Source organism: Pseudonocardia nantongensis, from assembly GCF_046546495.1.
GTDB classification, from domain to species: domain Bacteria; phylum Actinomycetota; class Actinomycetes; order Mycobacteriales; family Pseudonocardiaceae; genus Pseudonocardia; species Pseudonocardia nantongensis.
The window spans coordinates 46,052-71,464 of record NZ_JBKGXT010000021.1 but is presented as its reverse complement, the minus strand read 5'-3'; the positions used below and the strand labels follow the sequence as shown (position 1 = coordinate 71,464).

General features: G+C 70.0%; 20 protein-coding genes and 3 pseudogenes. 8 read left to right on the top strand and 15 right to left on the bottom strand.

Annotated features, from left to right (window positions below; all coding sequences use genetic code 11):
• Nucleotides 1-11 precede the first annotated feature (11 nt).
• From ACLFMI_RS21335 to ACLFMI_RS21290, 10 genes are all read right to left on the bottom strand, one after another.
• Nucleotides 12-803, bottom strand: a complete 792-nt coding sequence (locus ACLFMI_RS21335; RefSeq protein WP_410949694.1) for an IclR family transcriptional regulator — start codon at nt 801-803, stop codon at nt 12-14.
• An 86-nt stretch (nt 804-889) separates the two neighbouring features.
• Nucleotides 890-1,618, bottom strand: coding sequence for a class II aldolase/adducin family protein (locus ACLFMI_RS21330; protein WP_410949693.1), 729 nt, complete (start codon nt 1,616-1,618; stop codon nt 890-892).
• Nucleotides 1,615-2,859, bottom strand: coding sequence for an NAD(P)/FAD-dependent oxidoreductase (locus tag ACLFMI_RS21325; protein ID WP_410949692.1), 1,245 nt, complete (start codon nt 2,857-2,859; stop codon nt 1,615-1,617). The genes ACLFMI_RS21330 and ACLFMI_RS21325 overlap by 4 nt, the downstream gene beginning before the upstream one ends.
• Nucleotides 2,859-3,053 carry a ferredoxin gene (locus tag ACLFMI_RS21320; protein ID WP_410949691.1) on the bottom strand — a complete coding sequence of 65 codons (195 nt, stop codon included), beginning with the start codon at nt 3,051-3,053 and terminating at the stop codon, nt 2,859-2,861. Before ACLFMI_RS21320 ends, ACLFMI_RS21325 begins: the two co-directional genes overlap by 1 nt.
• Nucleotides 3,054-3,085: 32 nt before the next feature.
• Nucleotides 3,086-3,889 carry a 3-(cis-5,6-dihydroxycyclohexa-1,3-dien-1-yl)propanoate dehydrogenase gene (hcaB, locus tag ACLFMI_RS21315; protein WP_410949690.1) on the bottom strand — a complete coding sequence of 268 codons (804 nt, stop codon included), beginning with the start codon at nt 3,887-3,889 and terminating at the stop codon, nt 3,086-3,088.
• Nucleotides 3,886-4,227, bottom strand: a complete 342-nt coding sequence (locus ACLFMI_RS21310; protein ID WP_410949689.1) for a hypothetical protein — start codon at nt 4,225-4,227, stop codon at nt 3,886-3,888. Before ACLFMI_RS21310 ends, hcaB begins: the two co-directional genes overlap by 4 nt.
• The gene (locus ACLFMI_RS21305) at nt 4,224-4,841 is read right to left on the bottom strand and encodes a 3-phenylpropionate/cinnamic acid dioxygenase subunit beta (RefSeq protein WP_410949688.1); all 618 of its coding nucleotides are present in this window, start codon (nt 4,839-4,841) and stop codon (nt 4,224-4,226) included. The genes ACLFMI_RS21310 and ACLFMI_RS21305 overlap by 4 nt, the downstream gene beginning before the upstream one ends.
• A complete protein-coding gene (locus tag ACLFMI_RS21300; protein ID WP_410949687.1) occupies nt 4,838-6,220 on the bottom strand; it encodes a Rieske 2Fe-2S domain-containing protein in 1,383 nt (460 codons plus the stop codon). The genes ACLFMI_RS21305 and ACLFMI_RS21300 overlap by 4 nt, the downstream gene beginning before the upstream one ends.
• A gap of 103 nt (nt 6,221-6,323) precedes the next feature.
• The gene (locus tag ACLFMI_RS21295; RefSeq protein ID WP_410949686.1) at nt 6,324-7,835 is read right to left on the bottom strand and encodes an aldehyde dehydrogenase family protein; all 1,512 of its coding nucleotides are present in this window, start codon (nt 7,833-7,835) and stop codon (nt 6,324-6,326) included.
• A 34-nt stretch (nt 7,836-7,869) separates the two neighbouring features.
• On the bottom strand, nt 7,870-9,252 hold the full coding sequence (locus ACLFMI_RS21290; protein WP_410949685.1) for an SLC13 family permease: 1,383 nt from the start codon (nt 9,250-9,252) through the stop codon (nt 7,870-7,872).
• Nucleotides 9,253-9,414: 162 nt separating this feature from the next.
• On the opposite strand from ACLFMI_RS21290, the gene ACLFMI_RS21285 reads away from it, so the two are divergent.
• The 3 genes from ACLFMI_RS21285 to ACLFMI_RS21275 all read left to right on the top strand — a co-directional run bounded on the left by ACLFMI_RS21285 (nt 9,415) and on the right by ACLFMI_RS21275 (nt 12,802).
• Nucleotides 9,415-11,097 carry a thiamine pyrophosphate-binding protein gene (locus ACLFMI_RS21285; RefSeq protein WP_410949684.1) on the top strand — a complete coding sequence of 561 codons (1,683 nt, stop codon included), beginning with the start codon at nt 9,415-9,417 and terminating at the stop codon, nt 11,095-11,097.
• A gap of 7 nt (nt 11,098-11,104) precedes the next feature.
• Entirely contained in the window at nt 11,105-11,617 is a 513-nt protein-coding gene (locus ACLFMI_RS21280) for a hypothetical protein (RefSeq protein WP_410949683.1), read from the top strand.
• A gap of 186 nt (nt 11,618-11,803) precedes the next feature.
• Entirely contained in the window at nt 11,804-12,802 is a 999-nt protein-coding gene (locus ACLFMI_RS21275; protein ID WP_410949682.1) for a substrate-binding domain-containing protein, read from the top strand.
• A 185-nt stretch (nt 12,803-12,987) separates the two neighbouring features.
• Here ACLFMI_RS21275 and ACLFMI_RS21270 read toward each other — a convergent pair.
• Nucleotides 12,988-13,221 (bottom strand): annotated as a pseudogene (locus ACLFMI_RS21270) (transposase family protein); the annotation flags it as partial.
• A gap of 287 nt (nt 13,222-13,508) precedes the next feature.
• Here ACLFMI_RS21270 and ACLFMI_RS21265 point away from each other — a divergent pair.
• Together ACLFMI_RS21265 and ACLFMI_RS21260 are read left to right on the top strand one after the other, a co-directional pair.
• Nucleotides 13,509-14,324, top strand: a pseudogene (locus tag ACLFMI_RS21265) (DNA/RNA non-specific endonuclease).
• Between the two features lie 309 nt (nt 14,325-14,633).
• The gene (locus tag ACLFMI_RS21260; protein ID WP_410949681.1) at nt 14,634-14,780 is read left to right on the top strand and encodes a hypothetical protein; all 147 of its coding nucleotides are present in this window, start codon (nt 14,634-14,636) and stop codon (nt 14,778-14,780) included.
• A gap of 156 nt (nt 14,781-14,936) precedes the next feature.
• Here ACLFMI_RS21260 and ACLFMI_RS21255 read toward each other — a convergent pair whose 3' ends face one another.
• Nucleotides 14,937-16,487, bottom strand: a complete 1,551-nt coding sequence (locus ACLFMI_RS21255) for an APC family permease (protein ID WP_410949680.1) — start codon at nt 16,485-16,487, stop codon at nt 14,937-14,939.
• The gene (locus ACLFMI_RS21250) at nt 16,477-18,435 is read right to left on the bottom strand and encodes a primary-amine oxidase (RefSeq protein WP_410949679.1); all 1,959 of its coding nucleotides are present in this window, start codon (nt 18,433-18,435) and stop codon (nt 16,477-16,479) included. The genes ACLFMI_RS21255 and ACLFMI_RS21250 overlap by 11 nt, the downstream gene beginning before the upstream one ends.
• Before the next feature lie 234 nt (nt 18,436-18,669).
• Between ACLFMI_RS21250 and ACLFMI_RS21245 the strand changes: the two genes are divergently transcribed.
• Together ACLFMI_RS21245 and ACLFMI_RS21240 are read left to right on the top strand one after the other, a co-directional pair.
• Nucleotides 18,670-20,139 (top strand): APC family permease, encoded by a 1,470-nt coding sequence (locus tag ACLFMI_RS21245; protein WP_410949678.1) that lies wholly within the window; start codon nt 18,670-18,672, stop codon nt 20,137-20,139.
• Nucleotides 20,140-20,181: 42 nt separating this feature from the next.
• Nucleotides 20,182-20,886 (top strand): IclR family transcriptional regulator, encoded by a 705-nt coding sequence (locus ACLFMI_RS21240; protein ID WP_410949677.1) that lies wholly within the window; start codon nt 20,182-20,184, stop codon nt 20,884-20,886.
• A gap of 79 nt (nt 20,887-20,965) precedes the next feature.
• Here ACLFMI_RS21240 and ACLFMI_RS21235 read toward each other — a convergent pair.
• Both ACLFMI_RS21235 and ACLFMI_RS21230 read right to left on the bottom strand, forming a co-directional pair.
• A pseudogene (locus ACLFMI_RS21235) lies at nt 20,966-22,381 on the bottom strand (CocE/NonD family hydrolase); the annotation flags it as partial.
• 51 nt (nt 22,382-22,432) lie between these two features.
• On the bottom strand, nt 22,433-24,226 hold the full coding sequence (locus ACLFMI_RS21230; RefSeq protein ID WP_410949676.1) for an ABC transporter substrate-binding protein: 1,794 nt from the start codon (nt 24,224-24,226) through the stop codon (nt 22,433-22,435).
• 258 nt (nt 24,227-24,484) lie between these two features.
• Here ACLFMI_RS21230 and ACLFMI_RS21225 point away from each other — a divergent pair, with 258 nt between their 5' ends.
• A complete protein-coding gene (locus ACLFMI_RS21225) occupies nt 24,485-25,402 on the top strand; it encodes a polysaccharide deacetylase family protein (RefSeq protein WP_410949675.1) in 918 nt (305 codons plus the stop codon).
• Nucleotides 25,403-25,413 lie beyond the last annotated feature (11 nt).

The following is a 25,413-nucleotide window of genomic DNA, read 5'->3' as shown; positions in this document are numbered from 1 at the left end:
GATGTGGAGCGCTAGAGCAGGAGCTTGTCGAGCTCCTCGGCTGCGGCGAACAGCTGCGCAAGGACGGCCTTGCGGGTTGTGGCCGACATGCGGCTGACCGGGGCGGAGGCCGTCACGGCGAGTGGTGTCGAAGTGGAGGACAGGGCGACCGCGAGCGAGCTCACGCCCTCCTCGCTCTCCTCCTGGCTGGTCGCGAACCCACGGCTGCGGATTTCGGCGAGTTCCCGTAGCAGATCGGTGCGGGTGCTCACGGAGTTCAGGGTCAGTTGGGTCAGCTCCTCGTCGGGGAAGATCCGGAACAGCTCCGCCTCGGTGAGCGTGGCCAGCATCGCCTTGCCGTTGGAGGTGCAGTGCGCCGGCATCGTTCGGCCCAGCCGGCCCCCGACGCGTAGCGCTCGGCCGCTCTCGATCGAGTCGATGAAGTGCACGTCGCTGCCTTCGAGGCGGCCCAGATGCACTGTCTCGTTCAGGTCGGTGTTGAGCTTCTCCAGTACCGGGCGCGCACGGGTGCGCACGTCGAGCCGTCGAAGTACGCCGAAGGCCAGCCCGTCCAGGGTCGGTCCCGGGACGTAGCCGCGGGTGGTGGCCTCCTGCCGGACGAACCCGCGGTACTGCAGCATCATCAGCAGCCGGTGCGCGGTCGAGGAGGCGACGTCGAGGTACTGGCTGACGTCGGTGAGTCGCAACCGTGGCCGCTCGCCGAGCAGCAGCAGGATCCGCAATGCGTTGTCGACCGACTCGATCGGATATCGCGGTGTCTCGCCGTACTCCGGTGTGGGCGGAAACCCCTCGACCCCGTCCATGACACGACCATACGCGATGTCTGCTGTGCAGAGAGTAGTACCCGACACGGGTGGATGCCGGGCCCGAACCTGTGTATTCACGCATGTCAGGCCAACCGCGCGAGCTCGTGCCGCCAGGCCGTGTCGTGGTTGAACGCCCCGCCGAGATCGGGCAGCTCGGCCATGTCCGTCTCGGGCAGGTCCTGTAATCGCCCTCCCGCGGAGACGACGGTCAGCGACAGCCGCGCGATCCGGTCGACCGATACCGCGTTCAGTACCGCTTCCGGAACGGCGGCCCCAGTGCTTGTCAGCCCGTGCCCCCGGAGCACGACCACCGGACGACTGCCCATGGCGGCCACCATCTCCGCGGCGAGGGCCCGGTTCCGGACCAGCACCGCGCGTGGGTACACCGGTACGCCGGCGTGTGCCAGCTTGGCGCCGGGCATGTCGAATGCGCCGACGATCGGGCGGATACCCAGCCCGGCGAGGTCGGCGGCGACCACCGCCTCCGGGTGTGCGTGCACCACGGCGTCGACCGCTGGGCGGGTCCGGAGCACCTCGGTGTGCAGTGGCAGCTCGTTCGGCGGACTCCACCCCTGCAACTCGCCGGGTGCACCTGGTGCTCCGTCGAGCGTGACCAGGTGAATGTCCTGCGGCGATGTGCGGGCGAGGCCGCGCTCGTGGGGCCCGCGGCAGCGCACCAGCACCCGCTGCGCGTCGATCCGCAGGCTGACGTGGCCGAGATAGCCGGGGGCCAGCTCACGCGCGGCGAGGACCCGGCAGGCGTCGGCGACCTGCCGGCGCAGTGGTGCCAGCTCCGTGCTCGGGTCGGTCATGGTGTGCTCGCCGGGCGACGGGCCGGGAGCTGCGCGAGCTGGGCCAGGGCGTCGTCGAACGTGGCTGTGGCGGCAACCAGTCTGCGGCAGGTGACCAGCGCCTTCGGCCAGTTCACCGTGACCGCGCCGCGCAGCAGCCCGCTGTCGTCGGTGTAGACCGCCGCGCCGCGCGCCTGCGCGCCGGACAGGTCGCCGAGCAGTTCGTGCCGGATTCCCGCGCCGGGCCGCCCGACGATCTGCACCTTCCAGTCGTACTGGTCGCTCCACACGTACTCGACCGGTTGGTGTTCGCGCGGGGCGGCGGGGTGCACGATGTTGTGCGCGACGATGGCGGCCTGCTCGACGGCGTTGGTCCAGTGTTCGACGCGCACATGCTCCTCGTGGCCGGTGTGGTACCAGCGGGCCACGTCGCCCACGGCGTAGACGTCGGGCGAGTCCGCCGCGCGGCCGTGCTCGTCGCACACCACGCCGTCGTCGATCAGCAGGCCGGAATCCCGTAGCCAGGCGTCCTCGGGCGTCGCGCCGATCCCGACCACCACCGTGCCCGCGCAGAGCTCGGTGCCGTCGGTGAGTCGCACCCGCAGATCCCCGGCGCCGCCCCGAACGCCTTCGACACCCACGCCGAAGTGGGTACCCACTCCGTGCCGGTGGTGCAGCTCCGTGAAGCGCTCCGCCACGGAGCTGCCGACGACCCGGGCGATCGGTGCCGGCAGCGGATCGACGACAACGACCTCTCGGCCCAGCGCACGGGCGGCCGCTGCCACCTCGGCGCCGATGAACCCGCCGCCGATGACCACCAGCGAGCCGGTGGCGGCGAGGTCGCGGCGCAGTGCCGTGGCGTCGGCGAGCGACCGGAGGACATGCACGCCCGACTCCGCATCCCAGGGGGAGGGCCGGGCCCTGGCTCCGGTGGCGAGCACCACGGCACCGAAGCCCAGCTCGGTGCCGTCGTCGAGTACGACCCGCCGGCCGGCGACGTCGAGCCGTACGGCGCCGACTCCCAGGCACAGCTCGATGCCGCTCTGCTCGGCGGTGTCGGCGTCGAGCAGCGTGATTCGCTCGGTGCCCCAGGCCCCGATCAGCAGCTGCTTGGACAATGGCGGCTTGTCGTAGGGGAGCTCGGCCTCCCGTCCCACCAGCACGATCCGGCCAGTGAACCCTTCGGCGCGCAGAGCCTGCGCGGTACGCACGCCGCCGATGGAGCCGCCGACCACGACGACGGTGCCCGTGGTCCGGGTCATCAGTCCTCGATGCTCAGTGCGTCGACCGGGCAGCTGCGGGCCGCCTCCTCCACGCGCGGGCGGTCCTGTTCGGCGATCTCGTCCTTGAGCAGCACAACCGTGCCGTCGTCGTCGATGTCGTAGACGTCGGGGGCACTGGTGATGCAGTTGCCGTATCCCTGACATGCCTCGAAGTCGGCCAGTAGCCGGGCCATGGCTGTCCCTCCTTGTGGATGGGTCGGGTTCGTCACGAACGTTTCCTCGGAGCGGAGACGCCGATTCCGCCGTCCGGGTGCACCACCCCGCCGGTGATGCCGCGTGCGCGTTCGGAGGCGAGGAAGACGTAGCTCCAGGCGTGGTCCTCCCCGGACAGAGCCACCTGCAGCGGTACCCGGGCTGCCAGCTCCTGCGCCCGACCGGAAGTGTCACCGAGGCTGCGGTCGGCGGTGCCCAGGCTCGGTAGCCCCCGCAGGTCGGTGCCCACGGTGCCGCCGGGTGCGACGCCGTTGACCCGCACCTCGGGCGCGAGGTCGTGGGCGAGCGCGGTGACCAGCCCGCGGACAGCGAACTTGGAGGACATGTAGAGGATCCCGCCGCGGCCGGGGGAGTACGACGACGTCGACTCGGTGAGCAGTACGACGCCGCGCCCGGACTCCTGCAGGTGGTTCAGCGCGGCCTTGACCGAGTGCAGGTGGCTCAGGACGTTGGTCCGGAACATCTCGTCGAACGCGGTGTCCAGGACGTCGGCGTCGACCTCGGTGATGCTGCGGTAGAAGTCGAACACCCCGACGCAGTTGACCAGGACGTCCAGCCCGCCGAAGGTCTCCACCGCGGCTGCGACGGCGCGGTCGTTGTCCTGCCGGCTCGTCGCGTCACCGACGGTGACCGGAACCTCGGGCCGTGCCGCCGTCAGAGCGGCCGACTTCTCGGTGTCTCGCTCGAGCACGGCGACCCGCGCGCCCTCGGCCAGGAACGCGTCGACGACAGCCCGGCCGATGCCCGAGCCGGCGCCGACGACCAGCGCGCGCCGACCCGCCAACCACCCGGTCACGAGTCGGCCCCCTGCGGTGCGGGCGGTTCCGGCTCGTCCTCGTCGGGGATCAACGGGGCGAACGGCGTGCCGATCATTGCGGAGAACGTGGCGGTGTTCTGCCAGGTCAGCGACTCGAGCTCGAGCGGGCACAGGGAGACCCACTGGCCGGACTTGGGCGACTCGACCAGCAGTCGTGCGCCGTTGCGGGTCCGGACCAGCCGCACTCGGATCTCGGCGAACTCGTTGGCTACCGTGATCGGCTCGCCGGCGGAGTTCTCCAGCAGCTCGGCGTGCTCGGCTGCGGCGCGGCGCGCGGCGCGCGCGTCGGCCTCCTCTCCCTCCCAGCGCAGCGTCATAGGAAGATCGCCAGGTTCTGCATCCGCATGACCGAGTCGTCGACCATGATCGTGCGGCGGGCCAGCTTCCAGCCCTCGGGGGTGGACCGGAGCAGGTCCTCACGCCCGGCTGAGACGAACGAGCCCTCGCGGACGTCGCCGCGGCTGCGGAACAACAGGGTCGCGGACTCCACGACGAGGTGGTCGGGATCGTCTGCGGCGAACGTGCGTACGTTGCTCAGGTGGTGGCGCAGTCGCGAGGGCGGGTCCTCGGTCCAGGCGTGCTCGGTGAGGAAGCGGGCGACCCGGCGGGAGAGCGAATACTTGTCTTCGTCGAAGTGGGCCATCCCGGGCGAGGTGTCGTAGCCGGCGCCGAGCGCCGTGCTGACCCGGACCGGCATCAAATAGTGGATGTCGTCGGTGAGCAGGTCGAGCCACTCGCTGTAGGACTGGGCGTCGAGCAGCCACGCCTCGTCGACCAGCCACTGATGGGCCAACAGGTGTCGCTCGTCGCCGAAGGGCAGTGTGGCACCCACACGCTGCATGCGGGAGGCGCGCACGCCGAGGGTGGACCGGGACGAATGCGTCGTCGGGCCCCCGGGGCCCGGCCGGTCGGTGAAGGTTGGGTTGCTCATACCTGGGTCACCGCCTCCGGCTCACCGACGGTGAGGGTGCCGGCGGCCGCCACCGGGGTCGCCAGGTCGCCGGCCCAGCGGCGAAGCAGCGCCCGCTGGTTGTACTCGCTGTAGCCGGTGCGGGCCGAGCCCGGGCCGTGGAACTGCTCGGCGGTCAGCTCCGGAACGACCTCGGAATCGTCCTCCAGGATCCCCATCCGGCTGTTGAGCTGCAGCCGTCGTGCCATCGAGCCTGCGGCGGTGTTGGTCAGCGAGACCCAGTTCTCCACGTCGTCCTGCTCGAACATGCCGGTCGAGCCGAAGCACATCAGATACGCCTTGTAGGACAGCGCCTTGAACTCCTCCGGCGCCTCGGCGTCCACGGCGAACCAGGACAGCACCTCGGTCTCGTCCTCGCTGATCGGCTGCCACTGCCGGATCGAGATGAACGGCAGCACGTCGTCCGACTCGGCCACCCGGGGCCAGTTGTGTACGAACGACAGGTTCGGGTAGACGGACGCCGCACTGACCATGAAGCCGTCGGTCCCGACGACGTCGCGCTGATCCTGCGACCACTGCTGCGTCATCCGGTCGACCATCTCCTGGGGGTAGCCGACGTAGCGCAGCCGCTCGTCCAGGGGGCCCGGCGGGAGCTTGTAGGTCGTGCCGCCGCCGGCCCCGGCCCAGTAGGTGGCGCCGTCCTTGCGCTTCTCGGCCTTGGGCTCGCGGAACAGGCCGATCTCCACGACCGAGGTGTGGGTCTGTGGTGTGTGGTACATGTCGCCGGCGAAGTTCTCCGCGCCGATCTTCCAGTTGGCCTTGACCCGCCAGCGCTGCGGGCCGCGCAGCTCGATTCCACTGGCGCTCTGCTTGGTGTAGTAGTCCAGGTAGAACCGGAAGTCACCAAGGAACTCCTCCAGCGGAGGAGCGTGCGGGTCCATGCTCAGGAAGATCATGCCGTTGTAAGTGGCCAGGTTGGGAGCGGGCAGCAGCCGCTGACCCTTGCGCTTGAACCCGGCCTCGCCGCCGTAGGCATCCTGGTGGAACGGCAGCCCGACGATCCGGCCGTCATTGCGGTAGGACCAGCCGTGGTAGGGGCAACGGAAATGTGAGGCGTTGCCCATCTCGGCGCGGCAGACCTGCATGCCGCGGTGCAGGCACATGTTGAAGTGCGCCCGGATCTCACCCTTCTCGTCGCGAGTGACGATGAACGAGTCCTCCAGCACCCGGCGGACCACGTAGTCACCGGGCCGGGCGATCTCGGACTCGTGGCCGACGAAGACCCATGCGCGGGAGAAGACCCGCTCCTTCTCGAGCTCGAAGATCTCGCGGTCGTTGTAGACGTGCGCCGGGATCATCCCGCGCTCCACGGCGGCGAGAACTTCGGTCTGGTCGGTCATCGATCCGTCCCCTCGGGTTTCCGACGGACACCCTCGTGTCTTCTGGAAAGAAGAAAACTCCTCTGTCCAGTAGAGCAAGTGCTCGCCGTGGTCGTCAAGCGGCTCACTGCTCCAGGACGACCGTCACAGCCTTGGTCTCGGTGTAGGACAGAAGCTCCTCGACGGACTCCTCGCGTCCGACGCCGGACGACTTGACCCCACCGAACGGCAGACCCCAGTAGTGACGGGAGCTGCCGTTGACCCAGACGTAGCCCGCCTGCAGCTGCGCGGCCATTCGGTGAGCCCGGGTGACGTCGCTCGTCCACACTCCGGCGGTGAGCCCGTACTCGGTACCGTTGGCGATCTCCAACGCCTCGTCCTCGTCGGCGAACGTGAGTACCGAGAGAACCGGGCCGAAGATCTCCTCTGTCGCGGCGGGATTGTCGGGAGCCACGCGGGTGAGCACGGTCGGGGCGACGTACCAGCCATCGTTGCCGACGGTGTCCGGCCGTCCACCGCCGACGAGCACCTCTGCGCCGGCCGCGACCCCGGCGTGGATCGCCGCGATCGACTTGTCGTACTGCCGGCGGTCGATCACCGGGCCCATCTGGGTGCCCTCGGTCAGCGGGTGCCCAACCCGGATGGCATGCACCTGCGCGACGACCGAGGCCAGCACCTCGTCGGCGATCGACTCGTGCAACAGCAGACGGCTGGTCGAGCCGCAGGACTGCCCGGCGGTGGCGGTGAAATTCATCCCGGAGACGGCGCTCGCGGCTGCGGCGTCGAGGTCGGCGTCGGGCATGACGATCAGGGCGTTCTTACCCCCGAGCTCCAGGCTCACGTACTTCACGCCGGACTCTGCGGCCTCGTGCTGGATCAACCGCCCGGTGTCGGGCGCCCCGATGAAACCGATCCTGCGAATCAGCGGATGCCGGACCAGTGCCCGCCCGCTGACGGCACCGCGACCCGACACGACCGCGCACAGGTCCGGCCCGAACACCTCGGCAGCCAGCTCAGCCATCCGAAGTGACGACAACGGTGACTGATCAGGGGCTTTGAGGACGATGGCGTTGCCCGCCACCAGGGGAGCGGCCACCTTGCCGGCAGCGAACATCAGCGGGTGGTTGAACGGGACGATGCGGCCCACCACACCGTAGGGCTGCTGCACGCTGTAATGCAGGTTCTCCGAGAGGGGGTAGGTCGCCCCACCCAGGGCCAGTGCGTTGTCGGCCATGATGTCCAGCAGGGTCGCCGCCGCGTCGACGTCGGCGCGCATCACAGATAGCGGGAAACCGGCGTCGAGTGCGTCGAGAGTGGCAAGCTCCTCGGTGTGTGCCCGCAGCAAAGCTGCGAACTCGCGTACCTTCGCCGCGCGGGCCCTGGGCGGCGTCGCCCCCCAGGCGCGCTGCGCCTCGGCGGCAGCCAGGACGATCCGGTCCACCTCCTCGGCCGAGCAATCCGGAGCGTCGGTCAGCCGGCCACCGGTCGTCGGGTCCTCCACCTCGTAACGGGCCGCGCCGACCATCGGACGGCCGCCGAGCAGGACGTCGAAGCGACGGTCGACGGCGGTTCGGCGAGTTTCGGCCAAGGTCATGGCTGGGTTCCCTTCGGGGAGACGAGCCGGTGGTGTCGACACCGGCGGGCGGGAGGTGTCCCTCAGTCTGGCCGGCTCAGCTCGTGGGCAGGACGAACAGGAGCCACGTGATCACCGGGGCCGTCACCACCATCGCCGCGCCCCAGCCGAGCATCGTGCGGAACATGGGGCGCCGCTCCTCCTCCGGTACAGTGGCCAATGTCAGTGCTCCCACCGACGAGAACGGTGTGGAGTCCACGACGGTCGCGGAGATCGACAGCGCGATGATCATCCCGGTTACGCCTACCTCGCCCTGGACGAGGAACGGCACCGCGAGCGGGATGAGCACCCCCAGCAGACCGGCGCTGGAGCCGAACGCGGACGTGAACGCGCCCACCAGGCAGAGCAGGTACGCGATGAGCAATGGTGTACCCAGTGAGGCGATACCGCCGCCGACCAGGTCGATCGTGCCGTAGCGCTGCAGAGCCCCGACGAAGGTCACGACTCCGCAGATCAGTAGCACGACCGTCCACACGATCCGCTTGTCGGCCAGCTGGAAGCGGGATGGGAAGGTCGCGTGCAGCAGCGCTGCCGCGATCAGGGCCAGGAAGCCGATCTCCAGGTCGAAGACCAGTGCACCGACGGCGACCGCGACGATGACGATGAGCGTGACGACTTGGTCGAAGCGCAGCCGGGCGCGTTCCGGGGCGATCAGGGATGTCTCCGTCGGAGCGTCGACCGTAGCGCCGGTCGGGCCGGTGCCCGTGACCTCGCTCTTGATGGTGCCACTCGTGGCAGACGCACCGTCCGCAGGTCGCCCGGCAGCGCCCGCGCCCACGAGTGCGGCAGCCCCGGTCGACTGCTCGCGACGTCGGCGTAGCAGGTCGCGGCCACCGAAACACAGATAGATCATGACGGCGAGGCCGATGTTGTATGCCGCATTGCCGAAGAACAACTGGGCGGCGGACACCTGAAGGCCGTTGCTGTCGGCGGTCTGGCGGACGATGATCGCGAGGCCGTTGAGTGGTGAGAAGTTCCCGAGGCACGAGCCGTGCATGACCATCAACGCCGACATCCGCCGGTCGATCCCGTAGCGCTCGCCCAGGCGCATGCACAGCGGGGCCAGCATGGCGACGCCGGCTGGGCCGAGCGCGCCCGCCGTGGTCGGGACCGCGGAGAAGATAAAGATCAGCCACGGGACCAGGACGGGCCGGTCTCCGAGCAGTCCGATGGCTCGGTCGATCAGCCATTCCAGGGTGCCGTTCACTGCGGCCAGACCGAACAGGTAGGTCACCCCGACCAGAAGGACGAACAGGTCGGGCGGGAAGCCCGCGAGGACCTCATCGGGACTCTCACCCGCGACCAGTGTGCCGACGAGGAACGTCGCGACCAATGCGAGCGCGCCGATGTTGACCGGCCGGACCGTGCCCACGATGAACACGAGCACAAGGGCCACGACGCCGATGACGTGGATGGACACGGTTCTCCCCAAGAGGGTTGGCGGTGCGGCGATCAGGACGGCAGTCCCCGTCGCTCATGACTCTGCGCCGCAGAAAGAAAGTTCCTCTGTTATGCAGAAGAACTTTCTGCCACGCTGTCGATCGTGTCAAGACACACGGCGTGTTCGACGGCAGGAGGATCGATGGAGATCGGAGATCGGGCTCCCGCTCGGACAGGGGCGGACCTCGTCGTCGAGTGCCTGAGCGCTGAGGGGGTAGACCTCGTCGCCGGAGTGCCGGGGACGACGGTGATGGATCTGATCGACAGCCTTGCCCGTCAGCAGGCCGTCCGGTTCGTCTCGACCCGGCACGAGCAGGTCGCGGGATTCCTGGCCGACGGCGTCTCCCGGTCCGGCGTGGGTGTCGGGGTCTGCCTCGTGTCCAGAGGTCCTGGTGCGGCCAACGCGGCGATCGCCGTGCAGAACGCCTACGACGAGTCGGTTCCGCTGGTGCTGCTGGTCGGGCAGGTGCCTGCGGGCATCGTGGAGCGACGCGCCTTCGAGGAGATGGACGTCGTCGCCACCTTCCGGCCGATGAGCAAGTGGGCCGTCGAGATCCACCAGGTGGATCGGGTACCGGAACTGCTGCAGCGCGCGGTCCGCACCGCCGTCGGCGGCCGTCCAGGACCCGTCGTCGTGTCGCTGCCACTGGACGTGCTGCAGGCTGTCGTGGACGACGGAGTGCGCCCGGCGCCGCGCAGGCGGACGCACCCCCCGGCCCCCGCCCCTGCAGCCGTGCGGGAGGCAACCGAGCTCCTCCGCCACGCTGAGCGGCCCGCCGTGCTGGTCGGCGGCGGCGCGGCCGGCAACCCGGCCGCGGTACTCGAACTCGCCGAGCGCCTGAGTGCGCCGGTACTCACGACATGGCTGCGTCAGGGCTCCGTCCCGCACGACCACCCCGCGTTCCTCGGTGCGCTGGGCTACGGCGCGCACCCGGTGACCGAGGACGCGGTCCGGGACGCCGACGTACTCGTGGCACTGGGCTGCCGGTTCTCCGAGTTCACCACGAAGCGCTGGACGTTGTTGTCGCCGGAGACTCGGCTGGTGCACGTGGACATCGACCCGGAGGAACTGGGCCGGGTGTACCCGCCGGAGGTCGGCATGGTGGCCGACGCCGCTCTCGCCGCACGAGCGCTGAGCGCCGCGGTGCACGACACCGCGCCGGAACCGGCCGAACGGCGCAGCGCACTGCGGGCCGCATACGTCCGGACCTCCTCGCTCACGTCACCGGAGCTGGCCGAGGACGATCCGGCCGGTGGCGTCAGCAGCATCGCAGCGGTGTCCGCGCTGCAGCGGGTCGCCGACACCGACGGCGTCCTGCTCGTCCAGGACGCACCCAGTTTCGGCCCGTGGAGCCACCGCTACCTGCGCCTGAATCGCCCGGGCACCTTCTTCGGCTCGGCGGGCGGCGCGATGGCCTGGGGCCTGCCCGCCGCGATGGGCGTAGCCCTGGCCCGCGCCGACCAGCGTGTCGTCGCCATCAGCGGGGATGGCAGCTTCTGGATGGTCGCCCAGGACTTCGAGACCTGCGTGCGGGAGTCGATCTCGGTGGTCAACGTCGTCATGAACAACAGCGCCTACGGCAACACCCGCGACCGCCAGCGATCCGCGCATGAAGGGCGCTACCTCGGCGTCTTCTACGGCAACCCTGACCTGGCCGAGTTCGCCCGATCGCTCGGCGGCCACGGAGCACGGGTGACGACCGACGACGAGCTCGCCCCGGCCCTGGAGAAGGCTTTGGCCCAGGACGGGCCGGCGATCGTGGACGTCGTCCAGAACCAGATGTACGGGCTGCCGCCGGGGCTGCTGCCCCCGGCAGCCCGCTGAGCCCGCCGTGACGGAAGTTCTTCGGCTCCCGGTAACGATGGCGGCCACCCGTAAGCCGCTGCCCAGGCACGACGAGCAACTCCACAAGTGGGCGGCGAAGCTCTGCGCCGAGGCCGCACACACACGCGGCTACCTGGACTCGCAGTTCGAACGACGCGACGACGGCGCTGTCACTGTGTCGTTGACCTTCGACAGCGCGGCTACGCTCGCCGAGTGGGAGGCCAGTGAACAACGGGTCGAGTGTCTGGCTGTTGCCGATCGGCTGACAGACGGCGCGCCGGACCCGGTCCCCGCGGTTCGGCTGCAGCCGTCCGGACAGCCGCCTCGGTGGCGGACCGCGATCGTGGTCTGGGCCGGACTGTTCCCGTTCTCGTTGCTGTTCACCGCGACCGCCGGCCCCGTGGTCGCGACCCTGCCGGTGCTCGCCCAGTCTTTGATCACCAGCGTCGTACTCGTCCCACTGGCCGTCTATATCGGCATTCCCGTGGTCAACGCAGTTATCCTGCGGCGTGGTCGTTGACGCGCGACCACGTTGACGCATCGCACGGATCGTCGAGGTCCCACGAACGACAAAGGACCGGCACTTCACCGCTCCGGGAACCGTCACCACGACCGAAAGGGCTGCCGCAATGGCCTGTGAAGAATGTATGACCTGCGAGACGGGCGAGCCGGCCGCCGCGAACCGTGCCGGTGCGGGCGGTCTGCGGTGACCCGTGTACCGATCACCCTGGCCTGCTGGGACTACGACCGAACCCGCGCGCTGGCCGACGGCACCGTCCGACCCGACGGCGTCGACCTCACCTACCTGAACCTCCCGATCGAGGAGACGTTCTTCAGGATGCTCCGGCACCGTGAGTTCGAGGCCGCGGAGATGTCGCTGTCGTCCTATGTCACCGCCGCCGCGGCCGACCCGAATGCCGGCGGCCTGGTCGCGATCCCAGTGTTCCCGTCGCGCGCGTTCCGGCATCATGGGATCTACGTGCACAGCGGTAGCGGGATCGAGAAGCCCTCGGATCTGGTGGGCCGCACCGTCGGGGTGCCGGAGTATCAGCTGACGGCGGTGGTATGGATCCGTGGGATCCTGGCTGACCGGCACGATGTCCCGGTGGCGTCGGTGCATTACCGGACCGGCGGCATGCACTCGCCAGGCCGGGTCGAGAAGCAAGTTCTGAATTTGCCGCCGGAGATCGACGTAGCGCCTATCGCTCCGCACCGGACTCTGGCGGACATGCTCGTCACCGGTGAGATCGACGCACTCTACGCACCCCGCACGCCGCGGCCGATACTTGAGGGCCGGCCGGAGGTACGACGCTTGTTCTCCGAGCCTCGGGCCGTCGAGGAGGAGTATGCCCGGGACACCGGGATCTTCCCGATCATGCATACCGTCGTTCTACGCCGGGACATCTATGAAGCGCGACCCTGGCTGGCCGGATCGCTGTTCGGCGCGTTCGAGCGGGCCAAGTCGTTGTCGTTGGCGCGAATGGCCGAGACCGCGGCAAACCCCTATCTCGTTCCCTGGCTCTACGACGAGGTCGAGCGAACACAGGCGCTGTTGGGGCAGGACTTCTGGCCGTACGGTCTCGAGGCCAACCGCCAGACGTTAGATGTGTTCCTACGGTATGCACATGAGCAAGGTCTGACCGGCCGTCAGCTCGCCCCGGACGAGCTCTTTGCCCCCGAGACACACGCGAGGCACGTCATCTGACTGTCGCCGCCTCATGGTGATCATCGTTGTGAGGCGGCGAAAATGTGTACACCTGGGGGCGATGACTGCCCCGCTCGGGAAGGTCAGCGTCTTTACTCCCGCATGCTCGTGACGACCACTGCCGACCGGTGTTGATCGGCACCGATTGTGACCAGCACAGTGAATCTTTCCCAGTAGAGAGTTGATCAGGTCGTTCGGTCGTGTCCGTGGTGGAGCAGGACGAGGGCTGCGGCGGTGATCGCGCCAATCCGCCAGGGGCACAGGGTGACCCGGCGCAGGGCGCGGAATGTGGTCTTGAGCAGGGAGTTCCCGCGTTCGGCCAGGGCTCGGGTGGTTGAGTGCAGCATGTTGTAGGTGCGCTGGCCCACGGGGAGCCCGCCTCTGGTCCGGGTCTTGTTCGGGCAGGTCAGCCCGTCCCGGGGAGACCCGTGGACCCGCTGCCCCGCACCACCGTCGAGACCCCGTCCGGCACCGTCGCCTACGCCGAACGCGGCCACGGCCCCGCCGCGCTGTTCGTGCACGGCGTGATCGTCAACGCCGGCCTGTGGCGCCACCAGCTCGACGACCTGTCCGACCGCCGCCGCTGCAACAGGTTGCCGGTTCGAACCCGGCCCGCCGCGCAACCTTGCAGCCCACGGACTTGTGATCACGACGATGCGCTCCGCGTGTCAAGCCGCGTTCACCCGGCGCCCCTACGGTCGCCGCCATGAACGCTCCCCAACCGGCCGGCTACGTGCCGGACTTCCTCGGCGTCCCCGCACCGATGCCCGCCGCGCCCGGCATAGCGACCGTGCCACTGGCCTACACCCACTTCTCCACGCTGCACCGCCCGGACCGCCGCCTCGCCGCGGCCACCGCGGTTGCGATCGACGGTGCGAGCCTGCGTGAGGTGGAGCGCTCCGATGACTGGCGGCTCGACGACCGGCTCCCGGCCGAGCAGCAGGCCGGCGAGGAGATCTACGCCGACAACGACCTGGACCGCGGCCACCTGGTCCGGCGCCGGGACCCGGTGTGGGGCGAGCAGTCCGAGGCGGAACGGGCGAACAGCGACACGTTCTGCTACACCAACGCCGCCCCGCAGGCGTCGTCGTTCAACCAGGACCGCGAGCTCTGACTCGGGCTCGAGGACTACCTGCTCGACAACGCCGGGGACCACGACCGCAAGCTCGTCGTGTTCACCGGCCCGGTCCTTGCCGACGACGACCCGCCCTACCGCGGCCTGAAGGTGCCCCGGCAGTTCTGGAAGATCGGCGGCTTCGCCGTCGGTGGCGCGTTGGGCACCACCGGCTATCTGCTCGACCAGACCCCACAGCTCGGTGACCTGCAGCAGGAGGGCCAGCCACCGCCACTCGGGGAGTTCCGGACGTTCCAGGTCCCGGTTGCCCGGATCGCCGAGCTGACCGGTCTCGATCTCGGTCCGCTGGCGGCGGCCGACCGCATGCCCGTCCCCGCCCCCGCGCCGGCGGCGCTCGCCGATCGCGCCGTCCGTCTGACGGCCCACGCCGACATCCGAGGTCTGTAGCGCCAGGCGGCGGCGGCGCTCGCCGAGATCCGCACCCTCGACCTCGACTGCGCCTCGGTGACGCCTGCGCAGACCACTGTCGAGGATGAGTGAGCCGCTCCCTGCAGCCGCGTCCGGACGGCGCGTGACGACCTGTGGCCGGTTCGACGTCGTTGCGGAGTTCTTGGGCGGCAGGCAAGGCGGCGCCGACAGCCCGGGCACGCAGGCCTGCTGCGGGAGAAGCGACGGGTGTATCGGCGTATGAGGCACAATCGGGCGAAAAGGACGTCCAGATCCACGGCGGCGTCCTGGTCAGATGTGGAGGTCGAGATGGCAGGCATCGTCGCGCGGATCCAGTCGTTCCTGAAGAGTCCGCAGGGACGCAAGTACACCCAGCAGGCCAAGCGGATGGCGAGCGACCCGCGTAACCGGGCCAAAGCTCAGCAGATGCTGTCGCGGTTCCGCGGCAAGCGCTGAACGACCGATGTGAATGGGGCTTGGGACGGGACTCGCGTCTGGACCACCCGGCCACGGCGATCGATCAGGAGATCGGGATCGCGAGTCCCGCTGAACGCCGCGCTGCCCGGCATCCGGCGAGTGGCCCGCGGGCCACTCGCCGGGACGATTCACCCGTCACACCTCGTCGAAGACGGTGCCCATGTCGGCCCACGCGGGCGACCGCGTATACCGGATCCAGACGGCGACCAGCAGTCCGATCACCGCCACTCCGAGACACACCCACGGCACCATCGCCGTCACGAGCGGGATCGGCGTTCCGGGGGTGCTGGGTACGAACGAGTAGTACAGCCCGCCGAACACGGCCAGCGCGCCGACCATGGCCGCCAACACCGCGACGACCTGGAAAGCGGGCTTGCCGGTTCGCCGTCCCTGCATGGTGCCGGCGATACCGAGCAGCAGGTACACGAACATCAGCAGTGGTGTGCCCAGCCCGGCCAGGAAGGTGAACACGAACACCCCGCCGGTGAGCCCGCTGTCCTCGCCACCGGCCACCGTGATCTGGGTGGCTCGGCTGGTCAGTAGCACCGAGCCGCCCGCGAGGACCACCCAGGCCGCGACGTCGACCCCGATCGCCCGCCACGGGGTGTTCCACCTCGGATGCAGGCGGCCCAGCCAGGCCGGGAGCACCCGTTCGCGGCCCATCGCGAACAGCACCCGGGACACCGCCATGTGCACGCCCAGCGCACAGAACAGACTTGCCAGCGCGGCACAGGCGAGCACGATCGCGGCGGTGAGCGTGTCCGGGGCGACCGCGGCCAGCCCGGCAACCGAGGTGGGCCAGTCGGTCGCGGCCTGCTGCACTCCGAAGCCGACCGCGGTGGCGTAGGTGATGACCAGATAGAACAGCCCGGCCAGCACGATCGAGCCGACCACCGCGCGCGGGATCACCCGGCGAGGGTTGCGAGTCTCCTCGGCGAGGACTGCGCTGGCTTCGGCGCCGGTGAACGACAGCATCGCGAAGCTGAGCCCGAACAGGATCCCGGTCCACGGGACACCGGCCGCACTGGGCCAGAACGCAGCCAGGTCGAGGCTGCGGCCGGGGTCGGCGACCGGGGTGGACTGGTCGAGCACGCTGACCGACGGCGAGCCGATGGCGATCACGATCACCGAGACCGCCAGCATCGCCAGCATGCTGATCAGCAGGAACGCGAGCTGGATTCGGGTCGAGGCCTGCACGTTGAACAGGCTCATCAGCGTGATCAGCACCAGCCCCGCGAGCGAGAACCAGATCCAGGACGGGTCCGCGCCGGTGACCAGGTTGACCAGGGTGGCGGTGAAGAACCCGAACCCGCAGAGCACGGCTCCACCGAGGATCAGGAACGCCGCAGCGTAGCACCACCCTCCCAGGAACCCGATCCACCGGTTGGCGCCCCGGGTGAGGTAGGTGTACATCGAACCGGCCGAGGACAGCGACCGGGCGAAGTACGCCACCGTGCCCCCCACACAGAGCATGGCCAGCGTGCCGAGCAGGAACGCCAGCGGCGTAGCGCCACCGGCCTTGGTCGAGGCCAGGTAGGTCAGGAACGCCCCGGACATCGCCGGGGCGATGACCGACAGGCTCTGCGCGATGACGTCGGGCAGGCCGAGGGACTTGCGGAACCGCCCCTCGGAGGCGTTCGCGCCGGCGCCGGCGCGAACGCCGGTCGGCTCCAGCTCAGTCGCCATGACCGTCCCCGCCGGCCTGTCCGGACGCGCAGTGGCCGTTCGAGCTCGGCGGCACGTCCAGCGCAGGGTTGCGATCGAAGAACCCGTCCGGCTTCATGGTGAAGCCCGCGGTGTCCACCGGCATGACGGGCCAGTCCTCCGGACGGGGGTAGTGGGTCGGACCGAAGGTGTGCCAGAGCACGATGTCCTCGCCGTCCACGTTGCGGTCCGCGGCCGTCCACTCCGGGAGTCCGGCGCCGCCGGGGTGCTGGTTGATGAGGTCTCCGGCGGAATACCGCTGCGCCGGGTCGTAGCGGGTGACCCACAGGTGGCGGGTGGCGAACCCGGCGCGCTGGGCGACCACGGAGGACTCGTCGGCCTGCATCACCGGGTGTCCCTCCGGGTGCAGTACGTAGCCGACCGGGTTGCCGTAGCGGTTGTGCACCTCCGGGTTGAGGATGCGCCAGGTGCGGCCGTGGTTGTTGTCGGCCATGCGCTGCGCCGCCGACTCGGTGCTCAGCCGGGTGCGGGCGCGACGGAAGGCGTTGCCGCGCGGGTTGTCCGGACCGACCGGGAGGCGCTCGGTCTCGAGCTCGTCGACGGCGTTGCGTGTCCCGTCGAGGGTCATGTCCAGCCGCGCCGAGAACAGGTGCTGGTGGTACGGCGCGCCCAGCCCGGGTGCCACCTCCGTGGCGAACTCGGTGCCTTCCTCCGGGTAGGCGGAGGTGAACGGGATCCCGGTGGCCTTGACCTCGCACTCGAACGTGCCGTCGAGGTAGAGGTACCAGTAGTAGCCGTAGTCGTAGTTGCCGATCGTGGTTAAGTAGGAGATCACCATCCGCCGCTGCCGGCGGGTCTCGGCCGCGCCGGTGAACAGGTCGGTGTGCTTCCACAGCACGCCGTAGTCCTCCTCGTGCATGCAGATCGCGTTGCGGATCGTCCGCGGTGCGCCGAAGTCGTCGGCGATCACGGCATCCATGTAGTGGATCTCGCCGAGGCAGTCGCAGCCCAGTTCCAGGGAGTTGGCGTAGCGGGCGAAGTTGTACTCGCCCTGGTCGAAATAGTTGATCCAGGAGCGCACCGGCGAGGGGTCGGCGTAAGGAACGAGCATCTCGGCGATGGACGCCCGGTAGGCGAAGGACCGGCCGTCGAGGCTGATCTGGTGCAGGGTCAGGCCCTCGCGCTCGTTGAACCCGATCCGCAGATCCCACTTCTCCCAGCGCAGCCGGTTGCCCTCGACGGTGAACGAGGGGCCTTCCGGCTGGGTGATCTCGATCGGCCTGAGCGTCGTCCGGTTCGACCCGACCTGCGCGGGATCGTCGAAGTTGCCGGGCTCGGTCGGCACCGGAAACTCCCGCACGTCGATCACCTTGTTGACCGTGCGCGCGGTCAGGTCGACGTAGGCGACGACCCCGTCGATCGGGTGTGCCCACGGGCTGTCGGCCGGGTGGTCCTGACGGAAGCCCAGTACCCGCACGACGCGCCGCCCGACCTCCTCCGGGTATCCGTAGACCCCGGCCGAGAGCGGGGCCGCACGGACAGTGGCGGGGTCGACGCCGCGACGGCGCAGCGCCGAGCACCACTCGTCGCTCTCGAGGATGACGCCCTCGATCATGTCGAACTCTTCGTCGATGATCGGTGGCTGCCCGGCCGTGGCCGGGTCCAGCTCGCGCACCACGTCGACCCGGCGGTGTGTCACCGACACCACCACGTCGCGGGAGGCCCCGGTGTCGAGCTCGAGCAGCATGACCCGGAACCGGCGGTCCACGCCGTCACCCGGTTCGTGGGCCTGCACCTCGGTCTTGGCCGGCTCCTCCGGCAGCAGCGCCGCCCACCGGGTCTGCTCGGTGAGCAGGCCGGTATCGGACAGGATCTCGCGGACGTCCGAGATCTCGGACGCGGTGGTCGGATCGAGCGGGTGGGCCGTGTGGGCGTCGCGGTCGGCACTGGCCGCGTCGATGATCGTCATCTCGCTCCTCGGTCGGTCGGGCGGTCGTGGCCGGTGACGATGCGACGCCGGTCACCACCCGACAAGATGCCGTCCCACAACCCGAGAAGACGATCTGTTCGTGGTCTCACAACCCGGGAGAACCGGTTGCGCCCGCGGCAGCGGTGTGGTTCATCGACTCGGAACGGCTCGACCCGGGGAGGCAGCGGTCCGAGGAGGCGGCTCGAGGACCCATTCTAGCGATCAGGAGGCGTGGTGACACGTTCGCCCCGGGGCGCGGACCTGCTCCGCACACAATCCCCGATGGCCGGGCTGGACCGGCGCAATCTCGGACCGGTGCAGGTGTTCGCCCAATCGGTCTCAGGGGCGGCCCCGGCCGCGGCCATGGCGGTCGTCCCGGCGCTCGTGGCCGCCAGTTCCGGCTCCGCCACCATCTGGTCGATCGCGGTGGCAACCGCGCTGGCGCTGCTGGTCGCCAGCTGCATCGGCAGGTTCACCCGGCGGATGGCCGCGGCCGGTTCCCTCTACAGCCTCACCGCGAAGGGGCTGGGTCCGTGCCCCGCGTTCCTGTGCGGCAGCGGCCTGCTGATCGGCTACGGTCTACTGTCCATGTCGGCCTTGACCGGGGCGGCGATCCAGCTCAGCGCCGTGTTGACCCGCCTGGGGATGTCGCCGGCGTTCGCGCCGCCGAGCGTGATCGGCGCGTTGCTGATGCTGGCCGCACTGATCGCGACGCTCACCGTCCGCGGGGTCCGGCTCTCCGCGGTGGTGGTGCTGCTGGTCGAGACGCTCTCGATCGGTCTGATCCTGGTCGTGTTCGCCATCCTGCTGGCCCAGCACGGGGTGCTTGTCGACACCGCGCAGCTGACGGCGCCGGCCGATGTCGGGCTCGGCGCCATCGCTGCCGGGGTGCTGCCTGCGCTGGCCTTGTTCATCGGCTTCGAGGCGGCGGTCGCCCTGGGCGTCGAGGCCCGCCGCCCCTTCCACACCATCCCCCGCGCGGTGCGCCGCACGGCCGCGCTCACCGGCGCGTTGGGCCTGTTCGCCGCCTACACCCAGGTGGCCATGTTCGCCGCGGCGCCGGGTGGCCTGGCCGCGAACCCCAACCCGATCCCGACGGCCGTGGCGTCCGAGCAACTCCCGTGGCTGTCGATGCTGCTCGACGCCGGCCTGGCCGCCTCGTTCTTCGCCTGCGCGCTTGCCACCACCACCGCCCTGGTCCGGTTGCTGTTCACCGCCGGCCGCGAGGGAGTGCTGCCCGCGGCCCTCGGCACGGCACACCGACGCCACCGGACCCCGCACGTCGCCGTCGCCGTCGCCGTACCGGTGGTGGCCGTGGTCCCCGCCGTCCTGGTCGGCTGGGGGATCCCCCCGAGCGGAGCGCTCAGCGGGTTGCTCATCACGGCCGCGCTCGGATACCTGCTGGCCTATCTGCTGGTCTGCCTGGCCGCGCCGGTGTTCCTGCACCGGATCGGTGAACTGACCGTCGACGCGGTACTGACCACCGCGGTCATCGTCCCCGTACTGCTGGCGGTACTGGTGGCGTTCGTGGCCTCGGCACCGGTCACGAGCGCGCCGCTGGTCGTCGGCTCACTGCTGGTGCTCGCGGCGACCCGATACCTGTGGCTGCGGGGCCGGCATCCCGAGCGGGTCGCCGCGATCGGCATGTACGACGAGACCTCGGCCGTGGATCTGGTCGGGGCGCCGGTCGCGCCCGGGCGGTGATGGACCGTGTCACAGCCGCCCGTGGGGCGTCAGCAACGAGCGGTGCGCAACACGCTCGAGATCCTCGCCGAGGTGGTCGCCGCCGGCCCGGGAGTGACCGCACGCGAGATCTCCTCGGCACTGGGGCTGCCTCGCGCCACGACCTACCGCCTGCTCAACCAACTGGTCGCCGAGGAGTACCTGGTGCGGATGCCCGACCTGTCGGGTTTCGCACTCGGGACCCGGGCGGCACGGCTCAGCGCTCCGGTGAACCCGCCGCTCAGCACAGCCGCCCGAGCAGTGGTGTCCCGCCTGCGCTCCCGAACCCGTTGGGGCGTCCACCTGGCCTCCTACACCACGGGCAACGTCGTGATCCTCGACCCGGATCCGGACCACCCCCCCAGCCCGGCGCACCTACTGGCAGCGCATCCCCACGCGTCCGCACTCGGCAAGCTGCTGCTCGCCGAGGCTCCGACCAGCCAGAACCGTCCCCAGAAGTTGACCCGGTTCACCGAACACACGCTTGCCGGCCTCTCCGCGCTTCGCACAGACCTCGACTCGGTGACCCGATCCGGATTGGCCACGCAGCGCGGCGAGCTGCACCCCGAACGCGGCTGCCTCGCCGTAGGGGTGCGCAGCCCGACCGACAGTTCCCTGATCGCCGGACTGGCGCTGAGCGGACCGGCCCACCGGATGGCAGAGCCCCAGGTCGAGCTGGTGAACCTACTGCGCGAGCACGCCACCCAACTCGGCCCGCTGCTGGCCTGAACCGAAGATCACGAGTCCGAACGGCTTCCGATCCAGGGGTCGACCACTGCCACCCGGTCCTCGCGGACCGCCGGCTACGTCACGTGGCCCGACCGGTCGTGAACGGCAGCACGAGCCGGGAGGGATGCAGCGCGTCGCGGTAGATCTTGTGGGTCACCGGCCGGCCGACGGGCAGGTGGAAGGCGTCCGGGGGCAGCAGCGCGTTGTGCGCGTCGGCCGGCGGTTCGTTGTTGGACAGCTCCGCCACCAGGCGATGTCCCGGCAGGAAGGTGCTCGCGAAGGGATAGAGGCGCAGCACGTACTCCTCGACCCGGCCCGGCTCGACCGGGACCGCACGGGTGTGCGGGTGGTACGGGTTGCCCACGGTGGTCCGCTCGTCCAGCTCGCGGTGCGACGCCTTGAGGAAGCCGGTGGTGATCAGCTGCCGGCTCCCGTCCGGGGCGGCGTCCCACAGCCGCATGATGAGGTTGGTGTCCGGCTGGTCGATCTCGGCGAACAGGTGCACGGCACCGGTGCCCATCAGCTCGGTGGCCTCGTCGAACGGCGCGGTGCTCCAGCCGAGGATCTGCACCGTGTCGGTCACCGTCAGCGGTGCCTGGTAGAAGCCGTCCGGCGCGGCGTGCTCGGGGCCCATCAGCTCGGGCTCGGCGGAGATCTTGTGCCGTGGGCGCAGGTACAGCGACCGGTACTCGACCTCGCGCGGCGGCCACTGCGCGGCGGTGACGACCTCGCGCGAACCTTCGACGAAGACGCTCACGGCGGGCTCGTCCATGATCCCGTTGTCGATGCCCTTCAGCCAGTACTCGTACCAGCGGAACATCCGGTCGTGCTCCTCGCCCCAGGGGCGCGACTGCATCGGCGGGTAGGAACCGATGTCCAGCTTCTTGGGGCCCTTCAGCACGTCGAACAGCTCGATGTGACCGTCGACGGTCCAGCCGCGGCCCTGGTCGATCTGCAGGTGGACCGGGATGTCGATGTTCTCGGCGAGCGTGACGGGGTTGCGCTCGGAGTACCACTGCCCGTCGAGCTCGTTCATCACGATGTCGAACCACATCTCGCGGTTGCGCGGATATCTCAGCACGTGCACGAGGTTCGGCCAGGCGGCGACGTCCGGGTCCTGCAGCCGCTGCTCGACGAGCGCGGCCAACTCCTCGGGGGAGTGCCTCTCGATCATGCGCGACTTCACGTTCGTGTGCGCGATGCCGGAGTCGCCGCCGCGTCCCTCACGTGCGGCGCGCGGCATGAACCACATGATCCCGCCGTGGTAGGTCGTCTCGTAGAAGTCGAAGTGACCACCGCTGACGAAGATCGCCTTGAGATGCGGCGGACGCTCTGCCGCGGCCAGCACCTGCATGGACCCGAAGTACGAGATGCCGATCATGCCGATGTTGCCGTCGCACCACGGCTGCGCGGCGACCCATTCGATGAGGTCGTACAGGTCCTGGCCCTGGGAGACGCCGCCGAAATTGTAGTTGCCGATCATCTCGCCGCCGGAGTACCCGTCGCCGCCACAGAAGTGTCGGCGCCGCGTCGTCGTCGCCCGGACTCATCGTCGATGCAGGTGAGCGGGCAGGCGGAACTCGCCGGTGCGGAACGGTCCGCCGCCGATGATGACCTGCCGTCCGTCCTGGATCTGGTAGATCAACTGCGGCTGGGCAAGCGAGGGGTCACCGTGCTCGTCGACGCCGAGCGCGACCTGGCCGGGGGTGTCGAAGTTGTAGGTGCCGTTGACCCCGCGGTACGGCTCCGCACGCAGGTGCGTGGCGATCGCGTCGGCGTCGGACAGGTCGCCGCACGCGCTCCATGCCCGGGCGATGCGCTGCATGCGGTCGTAGGCGAGGCCGGCGTGGGAGCGGCCCGGGGCGGCGCCGAACCGGTCGGTGTAGCGGCGGGCGAAGGCGCGCCCGGGACGATCGGAGTAGGTGCCGGTCGTGGTGGCCCAGATGACGCCTTCGGCGAGCGATCCGAGGCGGTGACGGAAGGCGGGGACCGACGGCGCGTAGATCGAGTAGGGGAGCACGGGGGCTCCCCGCTCGTGCAGGGCGGTCACCGCCTGCACCGCGTCGTCGACGAAGAAGCTCCCGATCATGACCGCCGCGGCCGGTTCCCGGACGGCGTCACCCACCGCCCGGGCCCAGCCGTCACCACCGCCCGTCCGGCCGACCGGCACGACGTCGAGCGACCACCCCTGCCGGTCGGCGACCGTCCTGGCGCGGTCGATCCCGAAGTCGACGCCGTGCCACGGCCGCACGACGATCGCGAGCCGGTCGGACGCGATGCCCCAGCGACCCTGTTCCCGTACGGAGGTCATGAAGGACACGAACCGCGAGGCGTACTCGGTATCGCTGGCGCAGACCTGGAAGACCCGGCCGAACCGGCTGAGGTCGTCGCGCACCATCTGCTCCATGGCGCCGCTGGTCGCGGCATGCAGGTAGGGCACGCCCGTGGACGCCGCCGTCTCGTGGCCGATCTCCTGCGCGGCGAGGTAGCCCGAGGTCAGGATGTCGACGCCGCCGCCCGCCAGTGACTCGAAGGCCGTCCGGACCGACGCGGAGCTGGTCACCTCGACGTCGCGGACCGCGGCCCGGACCCTGCGGCCCCGGACCCCGCCGGCGGCGTTGATCTCCTCGATCGCCAGCCGGAGACCGTTGACCATCTCGTGTCCGTCGTCGCTGCCCGTGCCCGTCAGCGGCAGCGCCGCACCGACGACGAGCTCGCGGCGCGGTTCCGCCGGACGGGGACGGGGCACCTCGCGCCGGGGCCCGCCGGAGGGAGCGGCCGCGTCGGAGGAAGCGGCCGCGGCGGCGAGGAGCCGGCCCACCGACAGGCCCGCGTAGTGCTCCGCCGATCCCGGTAGCGGCACGCACAGCAGGCCGGTGTCCAGTGCGTGCGTCGCGGCAGCCGTGCGGGTCGGGGTCCCCAGCTTCTGCATCAGGTGGGTGACATGGGTAGCGGCCGTGCGCTGGGTGATGCCGAGCTCGCCGGCGACCTCGGCGTTGGAGAGGCCGACGACGAGCATCGTCAGCACCTCCAGCTCGCGCGTCGACAGCCCGCCCGGGAGCTGCTCGACGGGGTCACCGCTCAGCTCGACGTGGTCGAAGCCGAGCTCGGTGCAGGTGGTGAGGGAGACCCTGCAGAGCCGGGCGGACAGCGGTGCGCGCCAGTGGAACCGGCATTCCCGCAGGTCGGTGTGCTGCATCGCGGACGCGATGCGGTGCAGCTCCGGCGGCACGTCGCAGTGGGTGCCGCGGTCGGCCAGCCCCAACCGCCCGTCGGGGCGAACCTGCACGGTGAAGGCCGCGCCCGACCACGCCGATCGGGAGCCACCCGGTGTCGTCATCGAGGTACCTCCTTCCCGGCGCGGTGGCCGCACGGGGCGCGTCGTCCCACGAGCATGCCGTACGGATGCGCATCCGGCGATGGCCGTGCTGGCCCGTGGCCGCGTCGTCGCGCCCGCCGACGCTACGTACATCTGACGATGGCGGGCGGCCCGGCCGGTCCTAGCTTCGCTCCGAACCGGCCGGGCTCATCGACGAGCGGTCGCACCGTCGCCGGAGCCGTGATCGGCCGGACCGTCACACCGAGGATCGGAGATGTAATGGGACATCTGCAGCTGCCCCCGGGGAAGAAGATCGCCGTCAGTCTCGGCACCGACTTCGACTCGCAGTGCCTCTGGCTCGGGGCGTACAACCGGCCCACCCCGTCGTCCATGTCGCGCGGGGAGTTCGGCGCCGAGGTCGGCGTGCCGCGTCTGCTGTCGCTCTACAAGCGCTACGACGTCCGCACGACCTGGTTCACCCCGGGCCACACGATCGACACGTTCCCCGAGTGGTGCAAGAAGGTGCTCGACGACGGCCACGAGTTCGGCCACCACGGCTACTACCACGAGAACCCGACGCTGATCTCCGGTGAGACCGAGCGGCGCCTGGTCGAGCTGGCCTTCTCGACGTTCGAGAAGGTGCTGGGTATCCGGCCCGTCGGCTACCGGTCCCCGTACTGGGACTATAGCGAGTCCACCCTGGACATCCTGGAGGACTCCGGGCTGATCTACGACACCAGCCTGATGGGCCGGGACTTCCACCCCTACCACCCGCAGCGCTGGCAGGTGCGCTGGGAACAGGGCAACGTCGCCGGTCGCGCGAGCCGGATCCTCGAGGTCCCGGTGAGCTGGTACCTCGACGACTTCCCGCCGCTGGCCTACACCGGCAGCTCGATCGGCATGCAGGACTCGGACACGATCTACCGGCGCTGGAAGGACATCTTCGACTACGCGTACCGGAACGAGACCGACCCGGTCTTCGCGACGTGCGTCCACCCGCAGATCATCGGCCAGGCCAACCACATGCTCTGGTACGAGAAGCTGGTCGACTACATCAGCGGGCACGAGGGCGTCTGGTTCGCCACGATCGAGGAGATCGCGCGCGCCTGGGTCGACGACGAGACCGACGAGGCGAAGTTCGCACTCCCCGACGTGCGCGGCGTCGAGCCCGCTCCGGCGGACTCCGGCTGGGCCTGACCCACAGCACG

Bases quoted from the DNA above. Each gene is read 5' to 3' on its own strand.
- ACLFMI_RS21310 (WP_410949689.1), bottom strand. From the start codon at position 4,227: ATGACGCTGCGCTGGGAGGGAGAGGAGGCCGACGCGCGCGCCGCGCGC.
- ACLFMI_RS21250 (WP_410949679.1), bottom strand. From the start codon at position 18,435: ATGACGATCATCGACGCGGCCAGTGCCGACCGCGACGCCCACACGGCC.
- ACLFMI_RS21260 (WP_410949681.1), top strand. From the start codon at position 14,634: ATGGCAGGCATCGTCGCGCGGATCCAGTCGTTCCTGAAGAGTCCGCAG.
- ACLFMI_RS21300 (WP_410949687.1), bottom strand. From the start codon at position 6,220: ATGACCGACCAGACCGAAGTTCTCGCCGCCGTGGAGCGCGGGATGATC.
- ACLFMI_RS21320 (WP_410949691.1), bottom strand. From the start codon at position 3,053: ATGGCCCGGCTACTGGCCGACTTCGAGGCATGTCAGGGATACGGCAAC.
- ACLFMI_RS21285 (WP_410949684.1), top strand. From the start codon at position 9,415: ATGGAGATCGGAGATCGGGCTCCCGCTCGGACAGGGGCGGACCTCGTC.
- ACLFMI_RS21330 (WP_410949693.1), bottom strand. From the start codon at position 1,618: ATGACCGACCCGAGCACGGAGCTGGCACCACTGCGCCGGCAGGTCGCC.
- ACLFMI_RS21305 (WP_410949688.1), bottom strand. From the start codon at position 4,841: ATGAGCAACCCAACCTTCACCGACCGGCCGGGCCCCGGGGGCCCGACG.
- ACLFMI_RS21225 (WP_410949675.1), top strand. From the start codon at position 24,485: ATGGGACATCTGCAGCTGCCCCCGGGGAAGAAGATCGCCGTCAGTCTC.
- ACLFMI_RS21335 (WP_410949694.1), bottom strand. From the start codon at position 803: ATGGACGGGGTCGAGGGGTTTCCGCCCACACCGGAGTACGGCGAGACA.
- ACLFMI_RS21255 (WP_410949680.1), bottom strand. From the start codon at position 16,487: ATGGCGACTGAGCTGGAGCCGACCGGCGTTCGCGCCGGCGCCGGCGCG.
- ACLFMI_RS21230 (WP_410949676.1), bottom strand. From the start codon at position 24,226: ATGACGACACCGGGTGGCTCCCGATCGGCGTGGTCGGGCGCGGCCTTC.
- ACLFMI_RS21325 (WP_410949692.1), bottom strand. From the start codon at position 2,859: ATGACCCGGACCACGGGCACCGTCGTCGTGGTCGGCGGCTCCATCGGC.